The following is a 23,169-nucleotide window of genomic DNA, read 5'->3' as shown; positions in this document are numbered from 1 at the left end:
TTCATGTTAAAATGTGGTACCTATATGGGGTATCGAAAATTCACCCAGCTCCAGTTTTTCAAGATTTGTTTGCTTGCCAGAGCAGATTTCCATCAGTTCCGCAAGGATTTGTTCCACTTGGCTGCCAGCTTCCCTTGTTGTAACGGTATAGTCAATTAGCTCATCAAATGACTCATTAGGGTTTTGCGGTGCAATTGTCATGCAAGGGAGAGCGAGTGAACCTGTCAGTACCCCTCTGCTGCTTACAATAATCGCTAGATTGCAGCCGCTTGAAGCCATATTTGATAATGCCTCAACTATATTTGTTGGAACAGTTATGAAATGGAAACCAGCCTCTCTTGCTGATTCGCTATACCCCAAGACACTGCGTATCAAATGTGTCCCGGTCATGTCAGCTTCAAGAAGTGCAAGTGCTTTTTCCTGTTCTGAAAATTCAGCATGATCCAAAGAAGCATTCCCTACTTCCTTCCAGCGTTTCCGCTGCAATCCCGCACCCATTGACTTCAATCTACTTTTTATATCTTCTTCTTCAGAACGCTCTGACAATAGTTCACCTGCTGGCTCCAGTGTTTGAGATAGTCCAAACAAAACTTTGGCGTTATTTTCTACCAATCTATTAATAAGTAATCCAATAACCCGAGCCATTTTAATAGCAGCAGCTTCATCCAAATCTACAGGTAATATACCAACTGTCAACGCCGAAATTGGGAAGCGCTCCCTTTTTTGATTGGCGGTTTCTTTTGACCATTGTTCAACGATTTCTACACCTTTTTTCTTCGTATTTTCGCCTCCAGCCAGTTGTTGAATCCCGATTCCTTTTATAGGTTTTGTTTCTGGAATACTTTCAAGCAAGCCAGCGATCTGGTTTGTTTCACAGCCTAATCCTACAAGAAGAGCGGAATAGAGGTTTGGGTTTGACGAAATACCGACAAGCATATTTTTGGTTACTTGGAAATCATCGCCAAGCTGTGCACAGCCATTTCCATGCACAAATGGAACGGCGCCCGGTACCTTTTCTGCAATTTCCCTGGCGACTACACTGGAGCAAACAACGGAACAGATGACTCCTATATAATTTCTTATACCAACAGTTCCATCATTTCTTCTATATCCCTCAAATGAATAATCCAACTGAAATTCCCCTTTCGTTTCTATTAAAATGGATGAAAACAAATACTAAACGATTGTATTTTCTATAGAATCAGTACTACTAGGATTATCCACCTCAACATGATTCTCTTGTTTCCCGTCAATTCCACGCTTACGTTGGTACTTATCCGCTAAAATAACAGCAATCGGCACCAATAATGCGGTCGTGATAGTTGAGATAGAAATCTGTGCTGAAGCGACAGCCACTAGTCCTTGATAAACGTCGGCCTCCGCCTGAGTCATTAACCCCGATCCGGCCGCAACTGTTGCTGCAGCTGCAATGGCAGCAGGTGTTGCTACTGCGTTTCCTGCTGTAGAGGCTTCTGCCCATGGTGCAATATAACTTTTTTCACGGAACAGTTTAAAGGTGAGCACCATCGCTCCTCCGGAAAAAATAATCGTCATGAGTGCAAGGACGATACCAGCTCCAACAACCTCAGGATTAAAAAAGCTTGCCAGATTCATCCCGGCACCTAAAGCAAAGGCAAAGAACGGAATAACCAGTGATTCTCCTGCAGCTAAGAAGGTTCGGATTTCTTTATCCAGGTTCCCTAAAATCATACCAATTAATATAGGTAATAAAACCGCAATAAAGGCAATTAACGGGAAATTAGCACCCATCATTCCTAGGGCCATTAAAGTGAAAAATGGTCCATCATTTAGAGAAAGAACGGCTGTCGCTCCTACATCAGAACGGTTTCCGTATTGTCCCGTTAAAGCAGCAAACATTCCGCCGTTCCCATTCGTCATCGCGGCGATAATAGCCATGGTCGATAAACCAAGGAATCCATTCACCGGATCAGACAAATAACCCCAGATCATTCCTACAATGAATCCTGCTAAATACTTTGAAACGGTTAATAATACGCCCTTTTTTAACGCCTTTCCGCCAACACGGAGATTCATTTGACTGCCTGCACAAAACAAAAACAGCGCACATAATGTTAGGGCTCCATCCTTAAACAAAGCCTGGGAGAAACCGCCTATCTTTAAGAATTCATAATATCCATCCTGATTTGCGGCGACACCGAGCGCTTTTAGGAAATTCATAATAAACGGAAGGTGCAACTGGTCTACCGTATTTAATAAGGCGCCCAGTAATAACGGGATAACCATTAAACCACCAGGAACTTTATCAATCGTTTGTTTAATTTTCATATATCCACTCTCCTACAAAATTTTTAATATAATGGAAAAACAAAACCTAATATCATCACTTACCAAAATAATCGGTTGTAATATGTTCGCAGAAGATTCTGTCCTCACTTAGAAGAGTGTTTGTTTATTTTAATAAAGTCGTAGGGTGTCATGCTGTGATAAGAATTTACGAAGAAGTTTGAAGTGAGTTGTTTTTTGAATTTGCATAAGTATTATATTTTTTAACAACATTTGACAGGGTTCCAATGTTTTCAATTGTAATTGACAAATGATCACCTTCTTTCAACCAGACTTGCGGATTTCTGCCCATCCCTACACCAGGAGGAGTACCAGTTGCGATTAAATCACCGGGCTTCAATGTCATGGTCTGTGAAAGAAAGGATACAATGTATGGAATTTTAAAAATAAGATTTTCAGTGTTAGATTGTTGCATAATTTCACCATTTAATCGTAAGGAAATATCCAGCTTATGAGGGTCGCCAACTTCATTTTTGGTGACAATAGAAGGACCGATTGGCGCAAATGTATCAGCCGATTTCCCTCTTGTCCATTGACCATCCGTAAATTGATGATCTCTGGCACTCACATCGTTCATGATTGTATAGCCAAATATACAGTCCTCAGCTTCTGCCGCTGTCACACACTTCGCTTCTTTCCCGATTACAATTGCCAATTCCGCCTCAAAATCCACTTGACTTGAGTTGACAGGTAGTTCAATCGCTGCTTGATCTCCAATAATGGCGTTTGCATATTTTGAAAAAATTACTGGCGTTGCAGGCGGCTCCATATTCGTTTCCTTACAATGATCAAGATAATTCAATCCAACACAAATAATTTTCTCTGGATTGATGATAGGTGCTAATACCTCAACATCTGATATATTGCCGGCCGGAAAATCATTTTCATCGTAACAATTTAACAACGCTTCAACATAAGGCAATGCCCTTTCATTTTGTTCAATAAATTGCTTCATATCATTAGGTAACCTAAAAGTGTGTTGTATACGATCCTTGTAAAAATCTTGTAAACTACTTAAGTTTAAAATTTGTTTTTCTCCTATTAAAGCACCGAGATGTATGTCCGACCCGGAACTATAAGATACTAATCTCATTTTCAAACCCCTCCTATCAAGTTCTTAATCTTAATTAGTGACCGAACCAGTAACAATCTTTGGAATCCCTAATCCTTCAGCACCAAGTTTGGAGGTTATAGCATCAGGATAGTAACGCTCAATCATTTGTATACCAAGTGCTGCGCGATGTACACGTTCTTTGACTAATGAGATGTTCGTATTTTCCCATTGCTTTCCAGACGGATACACATCCGGATGATTTCGCAATCCAAATTTAATATAAACCGGCGCCAGTACACGAATGATTTCCGGGATTTCATAATAACGGAGGAAGCCTCCAAAATTATCAGGTACCTCAACATATAAATCTATCGGGATATCTATTGCCTGACGAATCGATGCAAGTTTATGGAGTGTAAGCGCTGTTGGAACATTATACGTTCCGGCACCAAGGTCCTGCATTAATTTCACAGAAACTGGGTTGGCAGCTCCCATTTGTACAGATACTTTTACAACAATGTCCTCTGGCAGCTGACCGCATTTTTTCATTTCCTTCGTTAGCAGCAGCAGTCCTTCATCGGCAATTAATGCTCCTCTTAACCCTAATTTGGCCCCCCGCTTTAAATCTTCCATTGCATAAACAAGCTGGTCTGCTCCTTCATGTCGCAAGCCAATGGATTGTCCGCTGCTTGTAAATGGCTGGGCACTAATATCCCATGTTCCCCGTGGTCCGACGAATAAGCTGAGTTCCATTCCTCTTTCAGCAGTCAAACGGCACATTTCACGTATTTCCTCATCTGTTAACAGCATAATCCCGCTGCCCTGCGAGACCCGGTGAATGGCTAACCCATATCGGTCGATTTCATCTAACATTTCTTTTAATGCAACTGGTCCTTCCACACTAGGCAGTTCAATCCGATATTGTGCTCCATCAGGAAATCTTTTTGTCGAATCAGGAAGTCTTGTAAAATCAGTGGATGGATAACCGAGCCTCTCTAATAACTCTCTAGATTCTTTCATCTGTTTTCCCTCTTTCCTTTAATAAATATAGCGTTTTCTTGCTATTAAAGAAAAAATAGGGAGAATTTTTAATCAGAAACTCCCTATATGAACCTATTAGCCTTTGATAAACACTGTTTTGATGGAGGTAAAGAATTCCTTCGCTGCTTCTCCTTGTTCTCTTGAACCAGTACTTGATGCTTTCATGCCCCCAAATGGCGCCTGCAGTTCCACGCCAGCACTTTCGGCATTAATTCGGACAAGTCCAGCATCGACCTCATCGATAAATTCAAGAAGATTTGCAATATTTGTTGTAAAAATAGAGGCACTTAAGCCATATTTGGTATTATTGGCAAGGGCAATCGCTTCTTCTAAGTTATCTGCTTTAAAAAGGGCAATCACCGGACCAAAAATTTCCTCTTGAGCAATCGTCATATCCACTGTTACATTTTCAAAAATTGTCGGTGACACAAAAAATCCTTTTACATACTCACCGGTTGTTAAAGGTTCGCCTCCGTAAATAAGCGATGCCCCCTCTGCTTTTCCCTTTTCAATATACTCTAATACTGTTTTAAACTGGCTTTCACTGGCACATGGCCCCATCCAAATTCCCTCATTCAATCCAGGTCCAACTGTAATTTTTTTTGTTTCTTGAATCAACTTTTCCTTAAAGGCATCGTAAACCCCTGATTCAATAATGACACGGCTTGATGCAGTACATTTTTGGCCAGTTGATCGGAAGGCACCGCTTATGACTGCCTCCACGGCCGCATCTAAATCAGCATCCTCCGTCACTATGACTGGGTTTTTCCCTCCCATCTCCAGCTGAAATTTGATTCCACGGGCTGCAGCTGATTTGGCGACACCTTCACCAACGGTTTCAGAGCCAGTAAATGTAATTGCATTTAACAGAGGATGATCAATTAATTTCTGTCCAATAACAGAACCCGTACCCGTTACAAAATTCAATACACCTTCCGGTAGTCCAGCTTTAGCAAAGCAATCAACCACTTTGGCAGCAGTTACAGCTGCCTCCGTTGCAGGCTTAAATACAACTGTATTTCCATATACAAGAGCAGGAGCAATTTTCCAAATTGGAATGGCAACCGGAAAATTCCAAGGAGTAATGACCCCGACTACTCCGAGTGGTGTCCTTTTAGTAAACATTAGCGCCGCTTGATCAGTTGAGGGGATTAAATCCCCTTCCTTCCGCATCCCTTCCCCAGCATAGTAGCGAAGAATAGCAACTCCCCTGGCTGTTTCCCCTTTTGCTTCCGGAAGTGATTTTCCCATTTCTCTTGTCATGGTTTCCGCAATGTCATTTAAATTTTCTTCAAGAATATTAGCAACTTTGAATAACAATTGACCTCTTGCAACCTGGCCAAGCTTCCGCCAGTTTTTCTTTGCCTTATAAGCTGCCTGTACTGCTTTTTCAAGGTCCACAGGTGTGGATTTTTGAACGTAACCTACTACTTCTTCTTTATTTGCAGGATTGATGCTCTTGATTATTTCTTCTGAGGCGGAATCAACCCACGAGTTGTTAATAAAGTTTTTGCACGTATTTTCTTTAGTTTCCATTCTCATGACATCACCACTCCTTTTGGAATTGCTAATCTATACTAATTTGTTTCTCCCCAGTCCAGCCGGCTAAGTGCGATAGCCGATTTGCCAGATTGATAATTTCTTCCGTTGCTGAATCTTTTTTATCTTCCCAGCTACTGGTCATCATGGTAAAACTGACTCCCGCAATGATTTTATTTTCAAAATTATAAATAGGAGCTGCTACACAATGAAATCCTAAAGCAGCTTCCTGGTTCTCAATGGCGTAGCCTTTTTTTCTAGCCTCTTGGACATTCACATAGAGTACGTCCAGGTTTGAGATGGTAAAAGCTGTTTTTTGCTCCAAAGGGTTCGAATATATAGTCTCAAGTTCAGCTCTAGAGTATTGCGTTAATTGAATTTTTCCTATTGCTGAGGCATATGCAGGAAATCGCATCCCTGGGTCGGTGATAAGGCGGACTCTTGAATCCCCTTCCATTTTTCCTAAATAAATCACATCCCCTTCTTCTAAAACTCCCAATTGAATGTGCTCATTAATTTTGGCAACAGATTTACTGGCTTCTTTATAAAACGATTGAATGATATTAAACTGACGGAAATACGCAGAACCAATCATTCCTAACGCCGGACCTAATGAATATGTATCACCCTCCTCCTTCGTAACCCACTTTAAAGTTTCCAATGTATTTAACAGTGAGAATAACGAACTTTTATTAATGTCAACTCTTTTGGACAATTCCATCAAACGCAGCTGCTTTGGATATTCACCAATTTCTTTTAATACCTTATCAGCCCTCTCAATTGCTGGAACCCAATACTTCTCTTTCATAGATACTGTCACTTCCTGAGGTTTACTATAATAAACAAAGTTTTTAATGATAAACTATATTCATTTTATCATATTAGTTTAAATTTTCAAATAATTTTTATGTTAAATAGGTTTCTTTCATTAAAAAGACCAACTTGCACTTATGCAAGTTGGTCTTTGGTTAGAAATATTAATTAAGCAACATTATTTACACCGATTTTCTTGCCTTCTTTGCGGCGTTTACGGTATTCGGCTGTTGCAGTAAATAGAACGTCTGTTGATGAGTTAAGGGCTGTTTCGCAAGAGTCTTGTAGTACTCCAACAACAAAGCCTACACCCACAACTTGCATGGCTACATCGGAAGAAATTCCGAAAAGACTGGCGGCAAGCGGAATCAGTAATAAAGAACCGCCGGCAACCCCCGATGCCCCGCAGGCACAAACCGCTGACAGCACACTTAGGATGATCGCTGTTGGGATATCCACTTGAATGCCAAGTGTATGAACGGCTGCAAGTGTCAGCACGGAAATGGTGACGGCTGCTCCAGCCATATTGATGGTAGCTCCTAATGGAATGGACACTGAATACGTATCTTTATCCAAGCCTAATTTTTCACATAATTTCATGTTAACCGGAATGTTCGCCGCTGAACTGCGTGTAAAGAAGGCGGTAATGCCGCTTTCCTTTAGACACTTAAATACAAGCGGGAAAGGATTTTTACGTGTAGCTGCAAAAACGATTAATGGATTGACAACTATAGCAACAAAAAGCATGCAGCCAAGTAAAACGATAAGTAAATCTCCATAGCTTTTCAGTGACTCTAGTCCATTGGTAGTAATAGAATCAAATACCAGACCCATGATTCCCAGCGGTGCCAGCTTGATTACCCAAGTCACGACTTTTGAGATGGCATCAGAAAAATTCGAAATCATGGTTTTTGTGGTATCCGGGGCATTTTTTAATGCAAACCCAAGAACGACTGCCCAAGCTAGAATACCGATATAGTTAGCATTAAAGATGGCTTTTACCGGGTTATCGACTACGTTCAGCAGCAAAGTTTTTAGAACCTCTGCTACACCACCTGGCGCTGTCACATCCTCAGCACCTGCGCCCAGTTTTAACGTTACAGGGAAAATAAAACTTGCAATAACGGCGATCAGTCCAGCTAAAAATGTTCCTAAAAGATACAACACGATGATTGATTTCATATTTGTCTGGTGACCGCTCTTGTGCTGGGCAATGGCCGACATAACCAAGAAGAGCACCAAAACCGGTGCTACGGCTTTTAAAGCACCGACAAATAGTGAGCCAAAAATGACGATAGGTTTAGCTGTTTCCGGGATTGTTAAAGCAAGAATAATACCTAGAATAAGACCGACAATAATTTGTTTTACTAAGCTAATTTGATTCCATTTTTTCAATAGATTTTTCATAAGTTCCCCCCTCTTTGTGCAGAACAATTTTTATTACGATAAATACTTCACTTAAAACTCTCTTTCACTAAATAATATTATAATGAAAATTTAGATATTTTACAATAATGTTTTGAGGGTTATTAAAAATATCGTAATAGTCTTAAAACTCAAAAATAACGCCAGATATATTATCATTTTAATAATATACTCTGTTAAAAAATAATATCCAAAAAAATGACGGAAATGATCCTCCGCCATTCATGATTATATATTTAACTTTTGTACGTCGGTTCATTTCCTGAATTTCCTTTGAAAAAATGGACAACGAAAGTGCCAAGAAAGATAGTGATTAAAATACCAAAGAATACCGCCTGATGCATATGGAAGCCGAATGCTCCGGTAATCATTTTGACGCCGATAATGGCGATCAGAACAAATGCCGTGATTTCAAATTCAGGGACCTTATCAATCAATTTTAGGAATAATTGCGCGACTCCCCGCATCATTAATATTCCTAACACGCCCCCAAGAAATAAAACCCATACCTGGTTCGACACCCCAAACGCGGCAATCACACTGTCAATACTAAAGGCAATATCCATAAGCTCGACGGTTAAAACGGTCCGCCAAAATCCCATTTTCTTATTAGCAACCGTGCCTTCCTCATCATTCCTCATCAATAGGTTTTGAAAAACAATTAACAATAAATAGTGACCGCAGACAATTTTAATCCAAGGAATGTTGATTAAGGTTACCCCTAAACCGATTGCTACAATACGAAAGAAATAAGCCCCGAAAATCCCGTAGAAAAGAGCCTTCTTCCGCTGCTTTGGCGGCAGATGCTTGACCATTACCGCCAGAACAAGGGCATTATCCGCCGACAACAGCCCCTCCAAAATAATCAGCGTCCCAATAATCCCCCAGCTGCTAGGGCTTGTCAACACCTGCTCCAACATCTCTAACGAAAAAAACGAACTATAAGTCCTCAAAATCTCATTCAAAAACTCCATCCGTCTATCCAAAACCCTTTCCTATGGAATTTAAACCTACTCTCAATGTATGTCCACCTTTCAGATATTATGATGCATGGGACGTTTCTTCTGTCTCAATCATGAGGCAGAAGAGACGTCCCATGTTTCATTCTTTTGATATACTATTCTTAAAGAATGACTAGTAGAGGTGCGGGTATGAAGAAGATAATTGGTATGTTAGCTCATGTAGATGCGGGCAAGACTACGCTTTCTGAGCAGCTGCTTTATCATACGAAAGCGATTAGACAAAGGGGGAGGGTTGACCATCAGGATACTTTTCTTGATACCCACGAAATTGAGAAACAGCGCGGCATTACGGTGTTTGCCGACCAGGCAATTTTCACCATAGGCGATTCTGAATACACTTTAATTGATACGCCAGGGCATGTCGATTTTTCTCCTGAGATGGAGCGGGCGATTCAGGTAATGGATTATGCCATCGTTATTATAAGTGCGGTGGAAGGAATTGAAGGACATACAGAAACGGTATGGCGGTTACTTAGAAAGTATCAAGTGCCTACCTTTTTCTTTATCAACAAAGTCGACCGGATCGGGGCTGACCCCGGGAAGGTCATCGAGGAAATTCGGATAAATCTTACAGGTAATATTTTTGATTTTACCGAGAGGCTTAGAAACGGCGAAATGAATGAAGATTTAATTGAATTTATTGCAGAACGAGACGAAAGCCTTCTGGAAACTTACATGGATCATGGATACGAGGCGGGACTTTGGTTGGAAACACTTAAACAGCTAATCCGAGAAAATCAAATCTTCCCAAGTTTCTACGGTTCTGCCCTGCAGGATGTTGGGGTGAAGGGCTTTTTGGAAAAATTAGATTTACTAACAGAAACGAGCTATGTTGCAGATGGAGCCTTTGCCGGTCGTGTATATAAAATTCGTTATGATGAAAATGGGACAAGACTGACGTTTATTAAAGCTCTAAGCGGAAATCTAAAGGTCCGAGATGAAATCAACTGCAGCAGTGTTGACGAGGAGTACATTGTTGAAAAAATTACCCAAATCCGTTTGTACAATGGGACGAAATTCAAAACGGTGAACCAAATTTTTGCTGGAGATCTATTTGCCGTAACAGGAATGACAGCGGCAGCTGCTGGGGACTGTATAGGGACTTTAAAAGAAAAAGTCGAGTACGAAATGGTGTCGGCGTTAAAGTCGAAAGTTATTTTCGATCCGTCAGTTAATATTAAAGAGGCATTGCGATATTTTAAAATGCTGGATGCCGAAGACCCTGCCCTGAACGTCACTTGGGTTGAACAGCTGCAGGAAATTCACATTCATGTGATGGGAACGATTCAGCTTGAAGTGCTGAAGCTTATCATAAAAGAAAGGTTTAACCTAGAAGTCACATTTGCGGAACCGGAAATTTTATATAAAGAAACCATCAGTTCTTCGGTTAACGGGTACGGCCATTTCGAACCGTTAGGTCATTATGCAGAGGTCCATTTAAAAATTGAACCAGCAGCACGAAACAGCGGAATTTCATTTGAAAGTGTCTGCCACACCGATCATTTGCTAGTCGGAACACAAAACGTCATTCGCTCGCACATATTTGAACGAGAACATCACGGAATCTTAACTGGCTCCCCGCTTACTGATGTGAAAATCACCTTACTAAATGGACGAGCCCATGTGAAGCACACCACTGGTGGTGATTTTCGAGAGGCTGCTTTCCGAGCATTCCGTCAAGGCCTAGAAAAAACAAAAAACATTCTTCTTGAACCATTTTATGATTTTAAAATTAAGATGAATTTAGATCTTTTGGGGAAAGTGCTAACCGATATCCAGCAGGCACATGGAAGCTTTGATACACCTATCACCGAAGGAAATAAGGCACTGATAACCGGAAAGGTTCCTGTCTCCACATTTATGAACTATGGTTCTGAATTTGCTTCCCTTACCCAGGGGAAAGGAATGCTGAATCTGGTGGTTGGCGGCTACTACCCTTGCCACAACCAAGCCGAAGTAATCGAAAAAATCCAGTACAACAAAGACGCCGATCCAGAATACACCTCATCCTCCATCTTCTGCTCCAAAGGTCAAGGCTACTCCGTACCCTGGAATCAAGCTGAAGCCGAGATGCACTGTCTATGATACACGGGGACGGTTCTTCTGCTTCATTTGTGAAGCAAAGAATACACGGGGACGGTTCTTCTGCTTCATTTGTGAAGCAAAGAACCGTCTTTTTTTATAAAAATATTTTCCATAAACTGTAACTCGTTAATTCCAATCACGTCTATCTATATGTGTGCACACCTAACAAATATAATTAAATGGGGGAATTTCAATGTCCATGTCTGTTCGTCTGCCAAAACGTCTATTGTTACTTGTCACTTCGTTCATTATGGGATTTGCGCTGTTATTGACACCGTTATTAAAAGCAGAAGCATCTGTTTCATGGGGGCAGGAAGTAATTGAAGTTGGGAAGCGTTCGATTGGAACAAAATTTAAATGGGGTGGCACCTCTCCGAAAACCGGATTCGATGCGTCGGGATATACACAGTATGTATTCAAGACCTCCGCTGCCAAAATCAACCTTCCTCATTCATCCAGCGCTCAATATAAACTAGGTAAAACCGTAAAGAAGTCACTATTAAAGCAAGGCGATTTAGTCTTCTTTAAAACAAACGGCAAAAACGTATCTTTCGTTGGCATTTATGACGGAAATGGCAAATTCATAGCTGCAACATCGTCAGGCGTTAAATACCAATCCCTGAACACGAAATACTGGAAAGAACGTTATGTGGGGGCAAAACGTGTATTAAAATACTAATTCCCTCAAAGAAAAAGGGCCGCTCTAGGTCCTTTTTCTTTTGCCCTTTCTTAAATCACCATTATATGCAGGAGGTAAAATATCTCTGAATCTTAAACGGAGAGTTGAAGTCGAATGACACTTATATTCGGTACTACAATTATACACCTAACCTAAAGGCCGTATTGTCCTTGTTATTCTCGCTGTTATCTGAGAAAAAGTAAAAAGCCCCGGAAATAACCGAAGCTTTTTACCAAGTTTTATCGTTCCGTTGGAAGTTCATCCTTTTCATACGCGATTACCACGACCTGTTTTTGGCTTTGTTCGCTTAATTTCTGTTCAAATGATTTAATTTCGTTAATTAAATTTGATGATAAATCAGCTGCAACAAATTCTTTTTCACTATCCATACATCATCGCTCCTTTGGTATTATTATTTCTCAGGAGAGGAAAAGTATTTATCAAATTATCAAAATAACGACCTACAAGGCCAAATCCCTCATAGGTCAACATCATTACATATTTAGAGTTTAAAATGTTAAAAAAGTTTCAGTTCCCATTCATAATTTTGCTTTCTGATCACCATCGATGGGACGACATCTGTTATTACAGTTGAAATGGAAAGCTTCCATGCTTCCATCAAGATCTCCGGTTTCATAATGATTATCATTTAACCATTTTAATAAAGTCGGCAAATACTTAATGGTATGGCCGCGATCATGCATTAATATAATCGGATGTTCTCCTCCCTTTGCTAAAAGGTCAATTCTATTGATAACATGTGAAACAAATGCACTTCCCTTGTCCCAGTCTTCACTGTCTATATCCCAATCCCAAATTTGAAATCCAGATGACTCCATTACTTCACGGTAGGAATCAAGCAAAAAAGGGACACTTCCATAAGGGGTTCTCACAAGATTTGTTTTAACCCCGCCGATCTTCTCTAAAACGGCTTGAGCCTCTTGCAATTCATGTAATGCACTGGTTTTAGAATGATAGAATTGATGGGCGTCATGTGTTACACCATGTAATCCTAGTCCGTAACCCTCTTGGACCATCCGCTGAACGACTTCCGCATGCCTTTCAATATTAGGTGCTAACATACAAAAAGTTGCTTTCGCCCCATATTTGTCTAATGTATCAAGTAATTCAGCAGCATCAGCCGATGGTCCATCATCGAATGTTAAATAAACAATTTTTTTACTCTTCTCTTCTTTTTCCTTTTTGGCAATCGATGCAGCCAATGGTGAACCTTTGATAGACTGCTTATGTATTGGCGCATGATGGACAGTTGATGCATTTTTGGTGGATGGCTGCTTTTTCGCCACCGCCACAATGTTATATTCTGATTTCATGTAAACAAAGCTGGCCATAATAAGTAAAATAAATCCAATAATTCCTCTCTCTACATTTCTTCTGATCCGTTTTCTCTTAATTTTCATCTTAATCCCCTAGTAATTTTTATCTGTATTCCCCCTAACATTAGATTGAACCCTAAAAAGTCAAAGTTTTGTTAACTGATTATAATAAAGTTCGTCTAACGATAGTCCATAAATTTGACGTAATAATGACGAAAAAAGTTTGTAATAATTTCAATTTTAATGATAAAAAAACGACTGCCCTGTTTGGCAGTCGTTAAGCTAAAACTTTATATTAAGAAGACCTAATTTTTAGGAATTTCACATCCATTTTCATCACAGTTCAGTCCATCTTGGCTCTCTAATACGACAATTTCATCTTCTGCAATGACTTTTTGTAATGCCTGAACAAACATCTCGGTTGGCTGGGCACCAGATAGCGCGTATTTTTTATTAATCAAAAAGAATGGAACCCCTGTAATTCGATATTGCTGGGCCATCTGCTCGTCAGCACGTACGGAATCCGCCATCTCATTACTGGTAAGCATTTTTTCGACAGCTTCACGATCCAAGCCTACTTCTACTGCCAGCTCGATTAATGTTTGATGATCGCCAATGTGTTTAGATTCAGTAAAATGAGCATGCAAAATTCGTTCCGTCATTTCTTTCATTAAACCTTTAGTTTTTGCATACATCGTCAAACGATGGGCATCAAAGGTGTTCGTTAAAATAAGAGTATCCATATGATAATCCAGCCCAGCATTCTTGGCCATTTGTACCATGTTTTGAGTATTGGCTTTTGCTTGAGCAATACTCATGCCATATTTTTTAGCCAGCGCCTCATAAATGTTTTCCTTTATATCTTTACCCATGTTCGGGTCAAGCTCGAAGCATCGATACGTCACTTCAATAGGGTGATCAATCTGTTTAATTGCATCCTCCAGATGCCTTTTGCCAATATAGCAAAATGGTCAAGCAAAGTCAGTCCACATTTCAATTTGCACTTATATCCCTCCAATTTCTTTATTCTACTTTAGTATAAGTGTTGGCCAGTTATTTTACACAACATATGATTCTGTTCATTTCTACTCTCAGTTATTTCTAATATTTTTAAAATGTTAACATAAATTTAGCGTAATAACTAAATTTCCTGAATCATTTCTACCCTGTTTCCGAATGGGTCTCTAAACTCAAAACGTTTAAATCCAGTAATCGGAACTCCCTCCATTATCTGAATATTATTTTGTTCTAATTTACTTCTCCAAAACGATATATCCTCTACTTGATAAGCTAAATGGGCTTTTGTTTTTAATCGGTCAAAACCATCTTCTGTACCAATATGTACTTCTTTATCACCAACTACTAACCAAAATCCTCCACGCCCCTTTAGTGATTCGGGCTTTTCTTTCTCAGGTAATTCGAGAATTCCACAATAAAACTTTTTCCCCTCTTCTTCAGCACCCTTTGGAATCGTAATCTGAGCGTGATGTAAACCAAGAATCATAAAAATCCCTCCCATTGATAATTAAAAAATTATTCCCACCGGCAGTTTTTAAGATGTTTTTCATAAGATATTCTAGTATTAATAGATAATTTCCTTCATTTACTAAATTTTTATTGTTTTGAAAAGATACCGGCCATCACAATCACCTGTAATTTCAATTATTTTATGTTGGAATATTTCACCAACCAAAAAACTGATAATCAAATTGATTATCAGTACGGTTCACGGTTAATCTAGTAAGCACTACAGTTTAACGAATTCTTGCCTTGCGGAATCCATCAAACGCACTGATTGCGGCAGATATCATATAGATGAAAATTCCACCGCCAACCATCCATGTTTTTAATTGATTAGTAGTCGTCGCAAATAAATTCGACAAATACGTAATATAATCGTTGTTAAACAGATTTGAATCTAATAATATGACAATAAATACAATGGTGCCAATGAACTGGAGGACAGAATTAACAGTCGCCATTCTTTTTGTCCATTGTCTTTTTATCAATTTATAAAGAGATACTGCTATTTCGAAAACAATTACAATCACAACGATTGGCCAATACCGAAGCAAAACCTCTTGATTGAAAGCTGGTATTACAAAATCTAGTCTGTCTCCACTTCCCTCATATACACCTACAAGCTGATTCGCATAAAAATAAAGTGTTGCCCAGATTGCTGTCCACATCAAACTTCCAAATACTTCACATTTTGAAATCGCCTTTTTCTTAGGAATATAAGCGATGCTCTTCAAATCATCAGGCGTCCATTTTTTTAGGCTAGCGGTTAGTGGCTCGCAATCTTTCCCTTTAACTGTTCGTTCTATAACAGCAAACACAAGTGTTAGCCAGAAGAATACTTGGATTCCTACTTCAATGATTTTCTTTACTCCCCCGCCTATCAAGCCCAAAACAACATTTATTACCGCCTCTTCTCCCCCATTGCCAATAAAATATTGAGCTATCATCGAAATTAACGAAATGACAGCCGCAATCGGTAAAATCATTTTAAGCAGTGTCATATATACATCAAAATAGCGTGGACCAATTAAGTGCATTGGCCGATCTAGATAGCCAGCAGCCAATGTGACAGGACTCCCTAATTTTTCAAGAACTGTCTTGACATCTTGCTCGTTGTGTTCCTCCGGCAGCATATCCTCAATAGTCGACCGTAACTCCAGTGCAATATCCTCACGGTTTTTTTCAGGCAGTCTTCGAGTAACTTCCTGAATATATACATCAATTAGATTCATCATCTTCCTCTCCCTTTAATAAGTTATAAAGTTCTTTCGAATTCTGAATCCATTCCTTTTTTAACTGCAAAAATATCTCCAACCCGTATTCACTTAACACATAATACTTACGGGGCCGGCTCTCAGAAGTATCCCAGCTGCTCGACACTAGCTCCTGTTTTTCTAATCTGCGAAGCAATGGATACAAAGTGCTTTGATCTATGGCAATCCCCGATGCCTCCAATAACTGAACAAGCGAATATCCATACTGGGGACTTCTTAACTGACTTAAAACCGCTAATGTTAACGTTCCACGCCTAAGCTCTGTTGCTAATGAATTTAATAATTGACTCATTTCACCCACCTCATTTTTGTATTTTTAATACTATATGTCATACAGTATTTGTTTTATACTATGTATCGTACAGTATTGTTGTTACGAAATTACTTTAATTTTAAAATCATTTTCCAAAATTAGTATAATCGGCGGGTATAAAATTGAAATAAAAATACCGCAAATTAGATATGTCTAAAATGCGGTTTACTTTTGTTTATTGCTTCACTATTTATAATAAAAGCTTTGTTACTCTTTCTTTCATTTCCGGTCTAGGGAGGCTGCTCCTCCTTTAGCCAGTGTTCATTATTATGGGCAGTAAAAATTTATTATTTCAATTAGTCGTTCGTTTTTTTCTGTACAAACAATCTCAGATAATCTTGCCCCAGCTATTATTGGAGCCCATTGAAATATGTCCTCTTTTGCTAAGCCGCTTTTATCACTATATAGCCTTAAGTACTGATCCGCTAATTCCATTGAAAATTGTGAATACAAAAGATACGCTCTGCATATGTCTGCACGTATATCACCCGAACTTGCATCTACCCAATCAATTATTGTCACATTATTCTCTGACATAATTAAGTTAAACAAATGAAAATCCCCGTGACAAAGCCTGCTGGTATATGACATTGATTCAAGTTTGTTTAATAAAAATGACTTTTATCTTTTTTTTAGCATTTGTACAGATTCAATTTGCCTTCTCCATTTCTCGGACATAGGTTCCAACGAATCAGCTGCAACGTTATGGATTTTTTGATGGATATCAACTGAAATGTTCAGGTAAAGCTCTGCTTGTTCCATGTTTTCATATAATAAATCGCCAAATGTTCTTCCCTTAATATATTCCATAATTATTGCCTGTTTGCCATCTATCTTCGTAATATCTAATACTTTAGGAACGGAAAGTCCACACGAATAAACAAATTTTTGCTTATTTGCTTCATATAATGCTGCCGTATCTGGCAAAAAGTCATTAAATATTTTGATAATCTTGTTTTCAAAAAGATATATTTTTGCTGTATTTCCAGTAGCAATTGGTTCCCCCAATTTCATTGGTTAACTCTCCTGAACTAATTTTTTCAATATGTATGCTACTCCTTACTTCAATAAAAAAAGCATCTAAATTCCCTTTACTTAGTAATGAATATTAGGACATCTAACCCAAGTTCTTCACTACATTCTCGATATAACGCTTGATTACCAGGTCAATACCCCAACCTGGCAAACCTCACCCCATATTCCCATATGTCCGTTTTAACAGAAGGACCTCACCCTCTGAATTAAATATTATTGCATGTGCACCAATATTAAACGTATCATTAAAAGCCAATGGGATCCCCCTTTCCCTTAATACAATAAAAAATAGCTGCGGTTTTTATTTATGCGACCGAAAGTGCATCTATTTCTGATGCTCGGTCGCGTATACTCTTTCTATTCGACTGACGGCTCTTCTTTTTCTACCGCTCAGTCGCGTATACTCTTTCTATGCGACCAATTACTCTTCTTTTTCTGCCGCTCAGTCGCATATGCCCTTTCTATTCGACCGGCCTCTCTTCTTTTTCTGCCGCTCAGTCGCATATACCCTTTCTATGCGACCGACGGCTCCTCTTTTTCTGGCGCTCGGTCGCATATACTCTTTCTATGCGACCGGTGGACCTTCTTTTTCTGACGCTCGGTCGCATATACTCTTTCTATTCGACCGGCCTCTCTTCTTTTTCTACCGCTCGTTCGCGTATACCCTTTCTATGCCCCCAGCTTTTATTAGACATTCGAATCTCCTGTAGTTTTTCTATAATTATTCTATGAAAACTTGATTTACCTTTTTTCATCATGTTTTAAAAATATCCTTATTTACTGACTTGCTCGATCAAATTAAAAAACAGCCCGCCGCACTATGCGTTTTTCATAGTCGCATCTGAGGCAATAAATCCTGAATACATGCACAATGATCCTTTCATAATGCGCATCTGTGAGATAAAATCATGAATACGCGCTACTATGAGTACTATGAGTCTTTTCTTAGCAAACAAAATCATACCTTATAAGTCGCACTCTGTTAGATAAAAAGGTTGGAGTTAAACCAGTTTATACATAAGAATATCATCTACATACAAGTCATCACTAAACTTAACCTCTTTAATTTTTCGTCCTTCTTCAACAAATCCCATACTTTTGTACAATTCGATTGCACGTTGATTTGTTGATAAAACACCTAAACTTACTTTTTCTACTAAAGGGTTATGTTCAGCCCAGTTTAAAAGTTCTTTAATTAGTAGTTTACCAATGCCTTGATTGCGGTACTGTTTTTTGACCATTGCTGTAAAAGAACCTGTATGAGAAAGCCTTTTAGTACTTTTTGAGCGAAAAACAATCAAACCAACAATCTGCCCTTTGCTTTCCGCTACAATTAGCTTTTCTCTTTTATTATTTAAGATTTTTTCAATCCAGTTTCTTAATTGCTCCGTAGTTTCTTGATATTCTTCTATTATCGAAATCATAAATTTACTTTCTGAAAGAACTTCCTTTTGAAGTTCTAAAATAGCTTCTGCATCATTTATGTTTCCTTGTCTTAGGGATACTTGGATATTTCTCTTGTTCATTTTTAATCCCCCTTTACCTTACATAACACTATAAATTCTACTAATATAAGTAATCCCCTTCTTACACTAAAACGCATCGGTGTTTTAATATTTGTTCTTATTACATTATGTTTAATAAAATGATTTCATTTTTATAATTCTCGATTAACAAAATTATCTAATACACCCTTCTATCGATATAAAAGTAGAAATTTAATTCCTATTGGAATCAGCTCAGTCTTTCTTGAATATAAGTAGGTAAAAAGTGTAAATGGAGAGATAATTATGGCCTTTGTGGCGATTTATACTGTTGGCAGGCTAAAACATCCATATGAACATCCTGCTTCTCGTGAATTTTTTGAAGTGGGTTATGAAGTATTTCAGCAGGCTGGTAAATCAGGGCATCTTATTAAGGATTTTTCCTCTATTGAAGTGCCATTCCCTGAAAATGTAATTAAAGGGGAGGAGTTTCCTATTCTTACACTAACGGTATGGAAAAGTCTTCAATCCTTATATCGTTTTACCTATTCTGGTCAACATAAGCGAGCATTACAAAAGAGGAGCAAGTGGATTGAACCTCATCAAGAGAATGAACCTGCATATGTTGTGTGGTGGACGGAAACGGTGAAGGATGTTTCCTGGGAAGGGGCTTTCAAGAGATACAATCATTACATTAAGCATGGGCCAACTCCTTTCGCGTTTGACTTTAAACACTCTTTTGATGAATTCGGAGAGACGTTCTTGGTTAATTAGCAAAGGACAGCTCTCTTTCCTTACCTACCATTGAAAAATTCACCGTTACCAAAACAAAAAATCTCCCAATCGATAATTACGATCTGTTATGATAAATTATATGAGTTAACCACAAACAAAACAAGGTTAACTCTTTAAGTTAAATCTGCAAAACTGGGGGAAGAAATATGTATAAGCTGCGTGGCCATCATCTTTTTTGCCTACTCGGATACCGGGGAATGGGCTATTCTGAAGAATATGTGGAAAATATGACACGCCTGCATCAAACCTTGAGAGAAAATCCTGAGACGTTAATTCAGCTGATTAAGGGGCCCGATCACTTGTGCGAAAAATATCCCAACTCAGGAGCATACCATTGCCAAGAACAGAGTATTTATGATCAAGATGCTGCTATTTTAGCTAAAATGGGGCTGAAAATTGGACAAATTCTCAGGTGGGAGGACATCGAATCTCGAGTGCGAAAGTTGGTCGTCCCCTCCGATATTCAAATATTTTGCGAAACTTGCTCCTGGCGATCCTATGGAGTTTGTGAGGAAGGAATTCAGGAAATTCATGCAGGGAAGGGATTAAGGAAACTTAATTAGGCCTTCCCCTTTTTATTATATTTATTTAAAAGTCTTAATGAATCATATTTTTTATACTCTTCCTATTTTAATTATAGCATATAAAAAATGGTAATTATAGACTATTTATTTCTATTCACTGCTGGTAAAATCAATAAAACATTTAATGATTAGGAGAGATGTGGAATGAGTTCTTTGGCTCTCGGCTTTCGGGAAATAGAAAAAACTCAGCTTTTGCTCGTTGGAGGGAAAGCGTTAAATTTAGGAAAGTTATCAAAAATTCAAGAAATAAAAGTACCGGAAGGATTTTGTATTACAACAGTAGGATATCAAAAAGCCATCGAACAAAACGAAACGTTTCAAGCATTGTTGGATCAACTAACAAAGCTAAAAGTAGAGTATCGTGATCAAATTAGTGAGATCAGCAGGAAGATTCGACAAATTATTATGGAAGTAGAAATTCCTTCCGATGTTGCATGCTCAGTTACTGACTATCTCACCCAGTTTGGCGATCAACATGCTTATGCAGTGCGTTCTAGTGCAACTGCTGAAGATTTACCACATGCCTCTTTTGCTGGTCAACAAGACACCTATTTAAATATCGTAGGAAAAGAAGCCATCTTGCATCACATCAAAAAATGTTGGGCTTCTCTATTTACGGATCGAGCGGTAATATACCGAATACAAAATGGATTCGACCACAGACAAGTTTATTTATCTGTTATTGTCCAAAGGATGGTTTTTCCTCAGGCTTCAGGGATTTTATTTACCGCTGATCCGATTACCTCCAACCGAAAGTTACTATCAATCGATGCCAGTTTTGGGCTTGGTGAAGCAATGGTTTCAGGCTTGGTATCAGCCGATTGTTATAAAGTACAGAAAGATCAAATCGTCGATAAAATGATAGCAACTAAAAAATTGGCTATCTATGCACGAAAGGAAGGCGGAACAGAGACCGTGCCGATCGACCCTGATCAGCAAAAGAAGCAAACACTTACTGAACAACAAATTTTACAATTAGCACGCATAGGAAGACAGATCGAAGCTTATTTTGGCTGCCCACAAGATATCGAATGGTGCTTGGTTGATGATACAATTTACATTGTCCAGAGCCGGCCAATCACTACTCTTTTCCCCATCCCTGAAGCGAATGATCAAGATAATCATGTCTATGTATCTGTTGGTCATCAGCAAATGATGACTGACCCAATGAAACCATTGGGACTTTCATTTTTCCTGTTAACGACTTCTGCCCCCATGCGGAAAGCCAGTGGAAGGTTGTTTGTGGATGTCACACATCAACTGGCTTCACCTAACAGTAGAAAAATGTTATTAGATGCCATGGGACAACACGATCCGCTCATGAAAGATGCACTTATTACCATAATAGAGCGAAGAGATTTCATAAAATCGTTAACAAATGATACCCAACAACAGAGTTCCGGTAAAAGCAATAAAAGTATGTCGTCTGCAAATTCTCAAGCACAAATTGAAAACGACCCGACAATCGTTTCTGATTTGATTAAGCGCAGTCAAACATCCATAGAAGAGCTAAAACATAACATCCAAACGAAATCAGGATCAGATTTATTTAATTTTATTCTAGAAGATATTCAGGAATTAAAGAAAATATTATTTGACCCACAAAGTTCAGCTGTATTTATGACTGCTATAAATGCTTCAACATGGATTAATGAAAAAATGAACGAGTGGTTAGGTGAAAAAAGCGCATCAGACACGCTTTCTCAATCTGTACCAAACAATATTACTTCTGAAATGGGTCTTGCACTTTTGGATGTCGCAGATGTGATTCGTCCTTATCCAGAAGTAATTGATTATTTACAACATGTAAAAGATGATAACTTTTTGGATGAACTGTTTAAGTTTGATGGCGGGCAGGAAACCAAAGACGCAATAATAGCTTATCTCAACAAATACGGAATGCGATGTGCCGGAGAAATCGATATTACGAAAACTCGTTGGAGTGAAAAACCAATTATACTTGTCCCCATGATTCTTGGTAACATCAAAAACTTTGAACCTAATGCTGGCAAGCGCAAATTCGAGAACGGGCGACAGGAAGCTTTGGAAAAAGAAAGAGAGTTATTAGACCGATTGAAACAATTACCGGAGGGTGAACAAAAGGCCAAAGAAACAAAACGAATGATTGACCTAATCCGGAATTTCATCGGGTATCGTGAATATCCAAAATACGGCATGATCAATCGCTACTTCGTTTATAAGCAGGCCTTACTCAAAGAAGCTGAACAACTCATACAAGCGGGTGTCATTCATGAAAAAGAAGATATATACCATCTCACTTTTGAAGAACTCCGTGAAGTCATACGCACCAATAAATTGGATTACAAAATCATCAGCAAACGAAAAGAAGAGTACAAATTATATGAAAAACTAACTCCCCCACGTGTTATCACATCTGATGGTGAAATCATTTCAGGTGAGTACAAACGAGAAAATCTCCCAGCCGAAGCTATTGTAGGATTACCTGTTTCTTCCGGAGTTATAGAGGGAAGAGCACGTGTCATCTTAAACATGGAAGATGCAGATCTAGAAGATGGAGATATATTAGTTACCTCCTTTACTGATCCTAGCTGGACACCATTGTTTGTATCCATAAAAGGCTTGATCACCGAAGTTGGAGGACTGATGACACATGGAGCAGTTATCGCACGCGAATATGGCTTACCAGCAGTTGTTGGAGTAGAAAATGCTACCAAACTGATAAAAGATGGTCAGCGAATTCGCGTGAATGGAACAGAAGGATATATCGAAACATTGTAATTGTTGTATACTTCTATATTTAATTAGCAGCACCGCTCCAGTGCTTACCAGAGCGGTGTTTTACAATCCTTCCATTGGGACAA

Annotated in this window: 20 protein-coding genes and 1 pseudogene; 5 read left to right on the top strand and 16 right to left on the bottom strand. The window is 38.9% G+C overall.

All coding sequences use genetic code 11. The annotated features are described in order from the left end of the window. Nucleotides 1-6 precede the first annotated feature (6 nt). The 8 genes from A6749_RS23905 to A6749_RS23870 all read right to left on the bottom strand — a co-directional run bounded on the left by A6749_RS23905 (nucleotide 7) and on the right by A6749_RS23870 (nucleotide 9,171). Nucleotides 7-1,131 (bottom strand): UxaA family hydrolase, encoded by a 1,125-nt coding sequence (locus A6749_RS23905; protein WP_066397977.1) that lies wholly within the window; start codon nucleotides 1,129-1,131, stop codon nucleotides 7-9. A gap of 45 nt (nucleotides 1,132-1,176) precedes the next feature. After that, a complete protein-coding gene (locus A6749_RS23900; protein ID WP_066397974.1) occupies nucleotides 1,177-2,307 on the bottom strand; it encodes a 2-keto-3-deoxygluconate permease in 1,131 nt (376 codons plus the stop codon). A 166-nt stretch (nucleotides 2,308-2,473) separates the two neighbouring features. Further along, the gene (locus A6749_RS23895; protein ID WP_066397971.1) at nucleotides 2,474-3,418 is read right to left on the bottom strand and encodes a fumarylacetoacetate hydrolase family protein; all 945 of its coding nucleotides are present in this window, start codon (nucleotides 3,416-3,418) and stop codon (nucleotides 2,474-2,476) included. A 30-nt stretch (nucleotides 3,419-3,448) separates the two neighbouring features. After that, a complete protein-coding gene (locus tag A6749_RS23890; RefSeq protein ID WP_066397968.1) occupies nucleotides 3,449-4,399 on the bottom strand; it encodes a U32 family peptidase in 951 nt (316 codons plus the stop codon). Between the two features lie 96 nt (nucleotides 4,400-4,495). After that, nucleotides 4,496-5,962, bottom strand: a complete 1,467-nt coding sequence (gene gucD / locus A6749_RS23885; protein ID WP_066397966.1) for an alpha-ketoglutaric semialdehyde dehydrogenase GucD — start codon at nucleotides 5,960-5,962, stop codon at nucleotides 4,496-4,498. Between the two features lie 25 nt (nucleotides 5,963-5,987). Further along, nucleotides 5,988-6,767: an IclR family transcriptional regulator gene (locus tag A6749_RS23880; protein ID WP_066397964.1), complete on the bottom strand. Its 780-nt coding sequence runs from the start codon at nucleotides 6,765-6,767 to the stop codon at nucleotides 5,988-5,990. Nucleotides 6,768-6,940: 173 nt separating this feature from the next. Further along, complete coding sequence (gene sstT, locus A6749_RS23875) at nucleotides 6,941-8,179, bottom strand: serine/threonine transporter SstT (RefSeq protein WP_066397962.1); 1,239 nt, start codon at nucleotides 8,177-8,179, stop codon at nucleotides 6,941-6,943. A 254-nt stretch (nucleotides 8,180-8,433) separates the two neighbouring features. Continuing rightward, nucleotides 8,434-9,171 (bottom strand): TerC family protein, encoded by a 738-nt coding sequence (locus A6749_RS23870; RefSeq protein WP_066397960.1) that lies wholly within the window; start codon nucleotides 9,169-9,171, stop codon nucleotides 8,434-8,436. A gap of 177 nt (nucleotides 9,172-9,348) precedes the next feature. Between A6749_RS23870 and A6749_RS23865 the strand changes: the two genes are divergently transcribed. Next, entirely contained in the window at nucleotides 9,349-11,304 is a 1,956-nt protein-coding gene (locus tag A6749_RS23865; RefSeq protein WP_066397956.1) for a GTP-binding protein, read from the top strand. Between the two features lie 193 nt (nucleotides 11,305-11,497). Further along, a complete protein-coding gene (locus tag A6749_RS23860; protein ID WP_066397953.1) occupies nucleotides 11,498-11,983 on the top strand; it encodes a C40 family peptidase in 486 nt (161 codons plus the stop codon). 239 nt (nucleotides 11,984-12,222) lie between these two features. Here A6749_RS23860 and A6749_RS28475 read toward each other — a convergent pair whose 3' ends face one another. The 8 genes and pseudogenes from A6749_RS28475 to A6749_RS23825 all read right to left on the bottom strand — a co-directional run bounded on the left by A6749_RS28475 (nucleotide 12,223) and on the right by A6749_RS23825 (nucleotide 18,989). Next, nucleotides 12,223-12,372, bottom strand: a complete 150-nt coding sequence (locus A6749_RS28475; RefSeq protein WP_161487165.1) for a hypothetical protein — start codon at nucleotides 12,370-12,372, stop codon at nucleotides 12,223-12,225. A 150-nt stretch (nucleotides 12,373-12,522) separates the two neighbouring features. Then, on the bottom strand, nucleotides 12,523-13,404 hold the full coding sequence (locus A6749_RS23855; protein WP_066397951.1) for a polysaccharide deacetylase family protein: 882 nt from the start codon (nucleotides 13,402-13,404) through the stop codon (nucleotides 12,523-12,525). 221 nt (nucleotides 13,405-13,625) lie between these two features. Next, entirely contained in the window at nucleotides 13,626-14,279 is a 654-nt protein-coding gene (locus A6749_RS23850) for a DsbA family oxidoreductase (RefSeq protein WP_269085733.1), read from the bottom strand. 182 nt (nucleotides 14,280-14,461) lie between these two features. Beyond that, nucleotides 14,462-14,824 carry a VOC family protein gene (locus A6749_RS23845; protein ID WP_066397942.1) on the bottom strand — a complete coding sequence of 121 codons (363 nt, stop codon included), beginning with the start codon at nucleotides 14,822-14,824 and terminating at the stop codon, nucleotides 14,462-14,464. Nucleotides 14,825-15,074: 250 nt separating this feature from the next. Continuing rightward, nucleotides 15,075-16,073, bottom strand: a complete 999-nt coding sequence (locus A6749_RS23840; protein ID WP_066397939.1) for an HAAS signaling domain-containing protein — start codon at nucleotides 16,071-16,073, stop codon at nucleotides 15,075-15,077. After that, nucleotides 16,060-16,407, bottom strand: a complete 348-nt coding sequence (locus A6749_RS23835) for a PadR family transcriptional regulator (protein ID WP_066397936.1) — start codon at nucleotides 16,405-16,407, stop codon at nucleotides 16,060-16,062. The genes A6749_RS23840 and A6749_RS23835 overlap by 14 nt, the downstream gene beginning before the upstream one ends. Before the next feature lie 288 nt (nucleotides 16,408-16,695). Then, nucleotides 16,696-17,442, bottom strand: a pseudogene (locus A6749_RS23830) (phosphotransferase family protein). A 1,022-nt stretch (nucleotides 17,443-18,464) separates the two neighbouring features. Then, the gene (locus A6749_RS23825) at nucleotides 18,465-18,989 is read right to left on the bottom strand and encodes a GNAT family N-acetyltransferase (protein WP_066397934.1); all 525 of its coding nucleotides are present in this window, start codon (nucleotides 18,987-18,989) and stop codon (nucleotides 18,465-18,467) included. A gap of 264 nt (nucleotides 18,990-19,253) precedes the next feature. Here A6749_RS23825 and A6749_RS23820 point away from each other — a divergent pair, with 264 nt between their 5' ends. The 3 genes from A6749_RS23820 to ppsA all read left to right on the top strand — a co-directional run bounded on the left by A6749_RS23820 (nucleotide 19,254) and on the right by ppsA (nucleotide 23,086). Beyond that, nucleotides 19,254-19,721, top strand: coding sequence for a DUF3291 domain-containing protein (locus A6749_RS23820; RefSeq protein WP_066397931.1), 468 nt, complete (start codon nucleotides 19,254-19,256; stop codon nucleotides 19,719-19,721). Nucleotides 19,722-19,888: 167 nt separating this feature from the next. Continuing rightward, nucleotides 19,889-20,305 carry a DUF1284 domain-containing protein gene (locus A6749_RS23815; RefSeq protein WP_066397929.1) on the top strand — a complete coding sequence of 139 codons (417 nt, stop codon included), beginning with the start codon at nucleotides 19,889-19,891 and terminating at the stop codon, nucleotides 20,303-20,305. A gap of 165 nt (nucleotides 20,306-20,470) precedes the next feature. Next, nucleotides 20,471-23,086, top strand: coding sequence for a phosphoenolpyruvate synthase (gene ppsA / locus A6749_RS23810; RefSeq protein ID WP_066397926.1), 2,616 nt, complete (start codon nucleotides 20,471-20,473; stop codon nucleotides 23,084-23,086). Nucleotides 23,087-23,169 lie beyond the last annotated feature (83 nt).

It is taken from the genome of Neobacillus mesonae (assembly GCF_001636315.1).
In the GTDB taxonomy this organism is placed as follows: Bacteria; Bacillota; Bacilli; order Bacillales; family Cytobacillaceae; genus Neobacillus; species Neobacillus mesonae.
The sequence above is the reverse complement of the archived record's forward strand: the minus strand, read 5'-3'. Positions and strand labels throughout refer to the sequence as shown.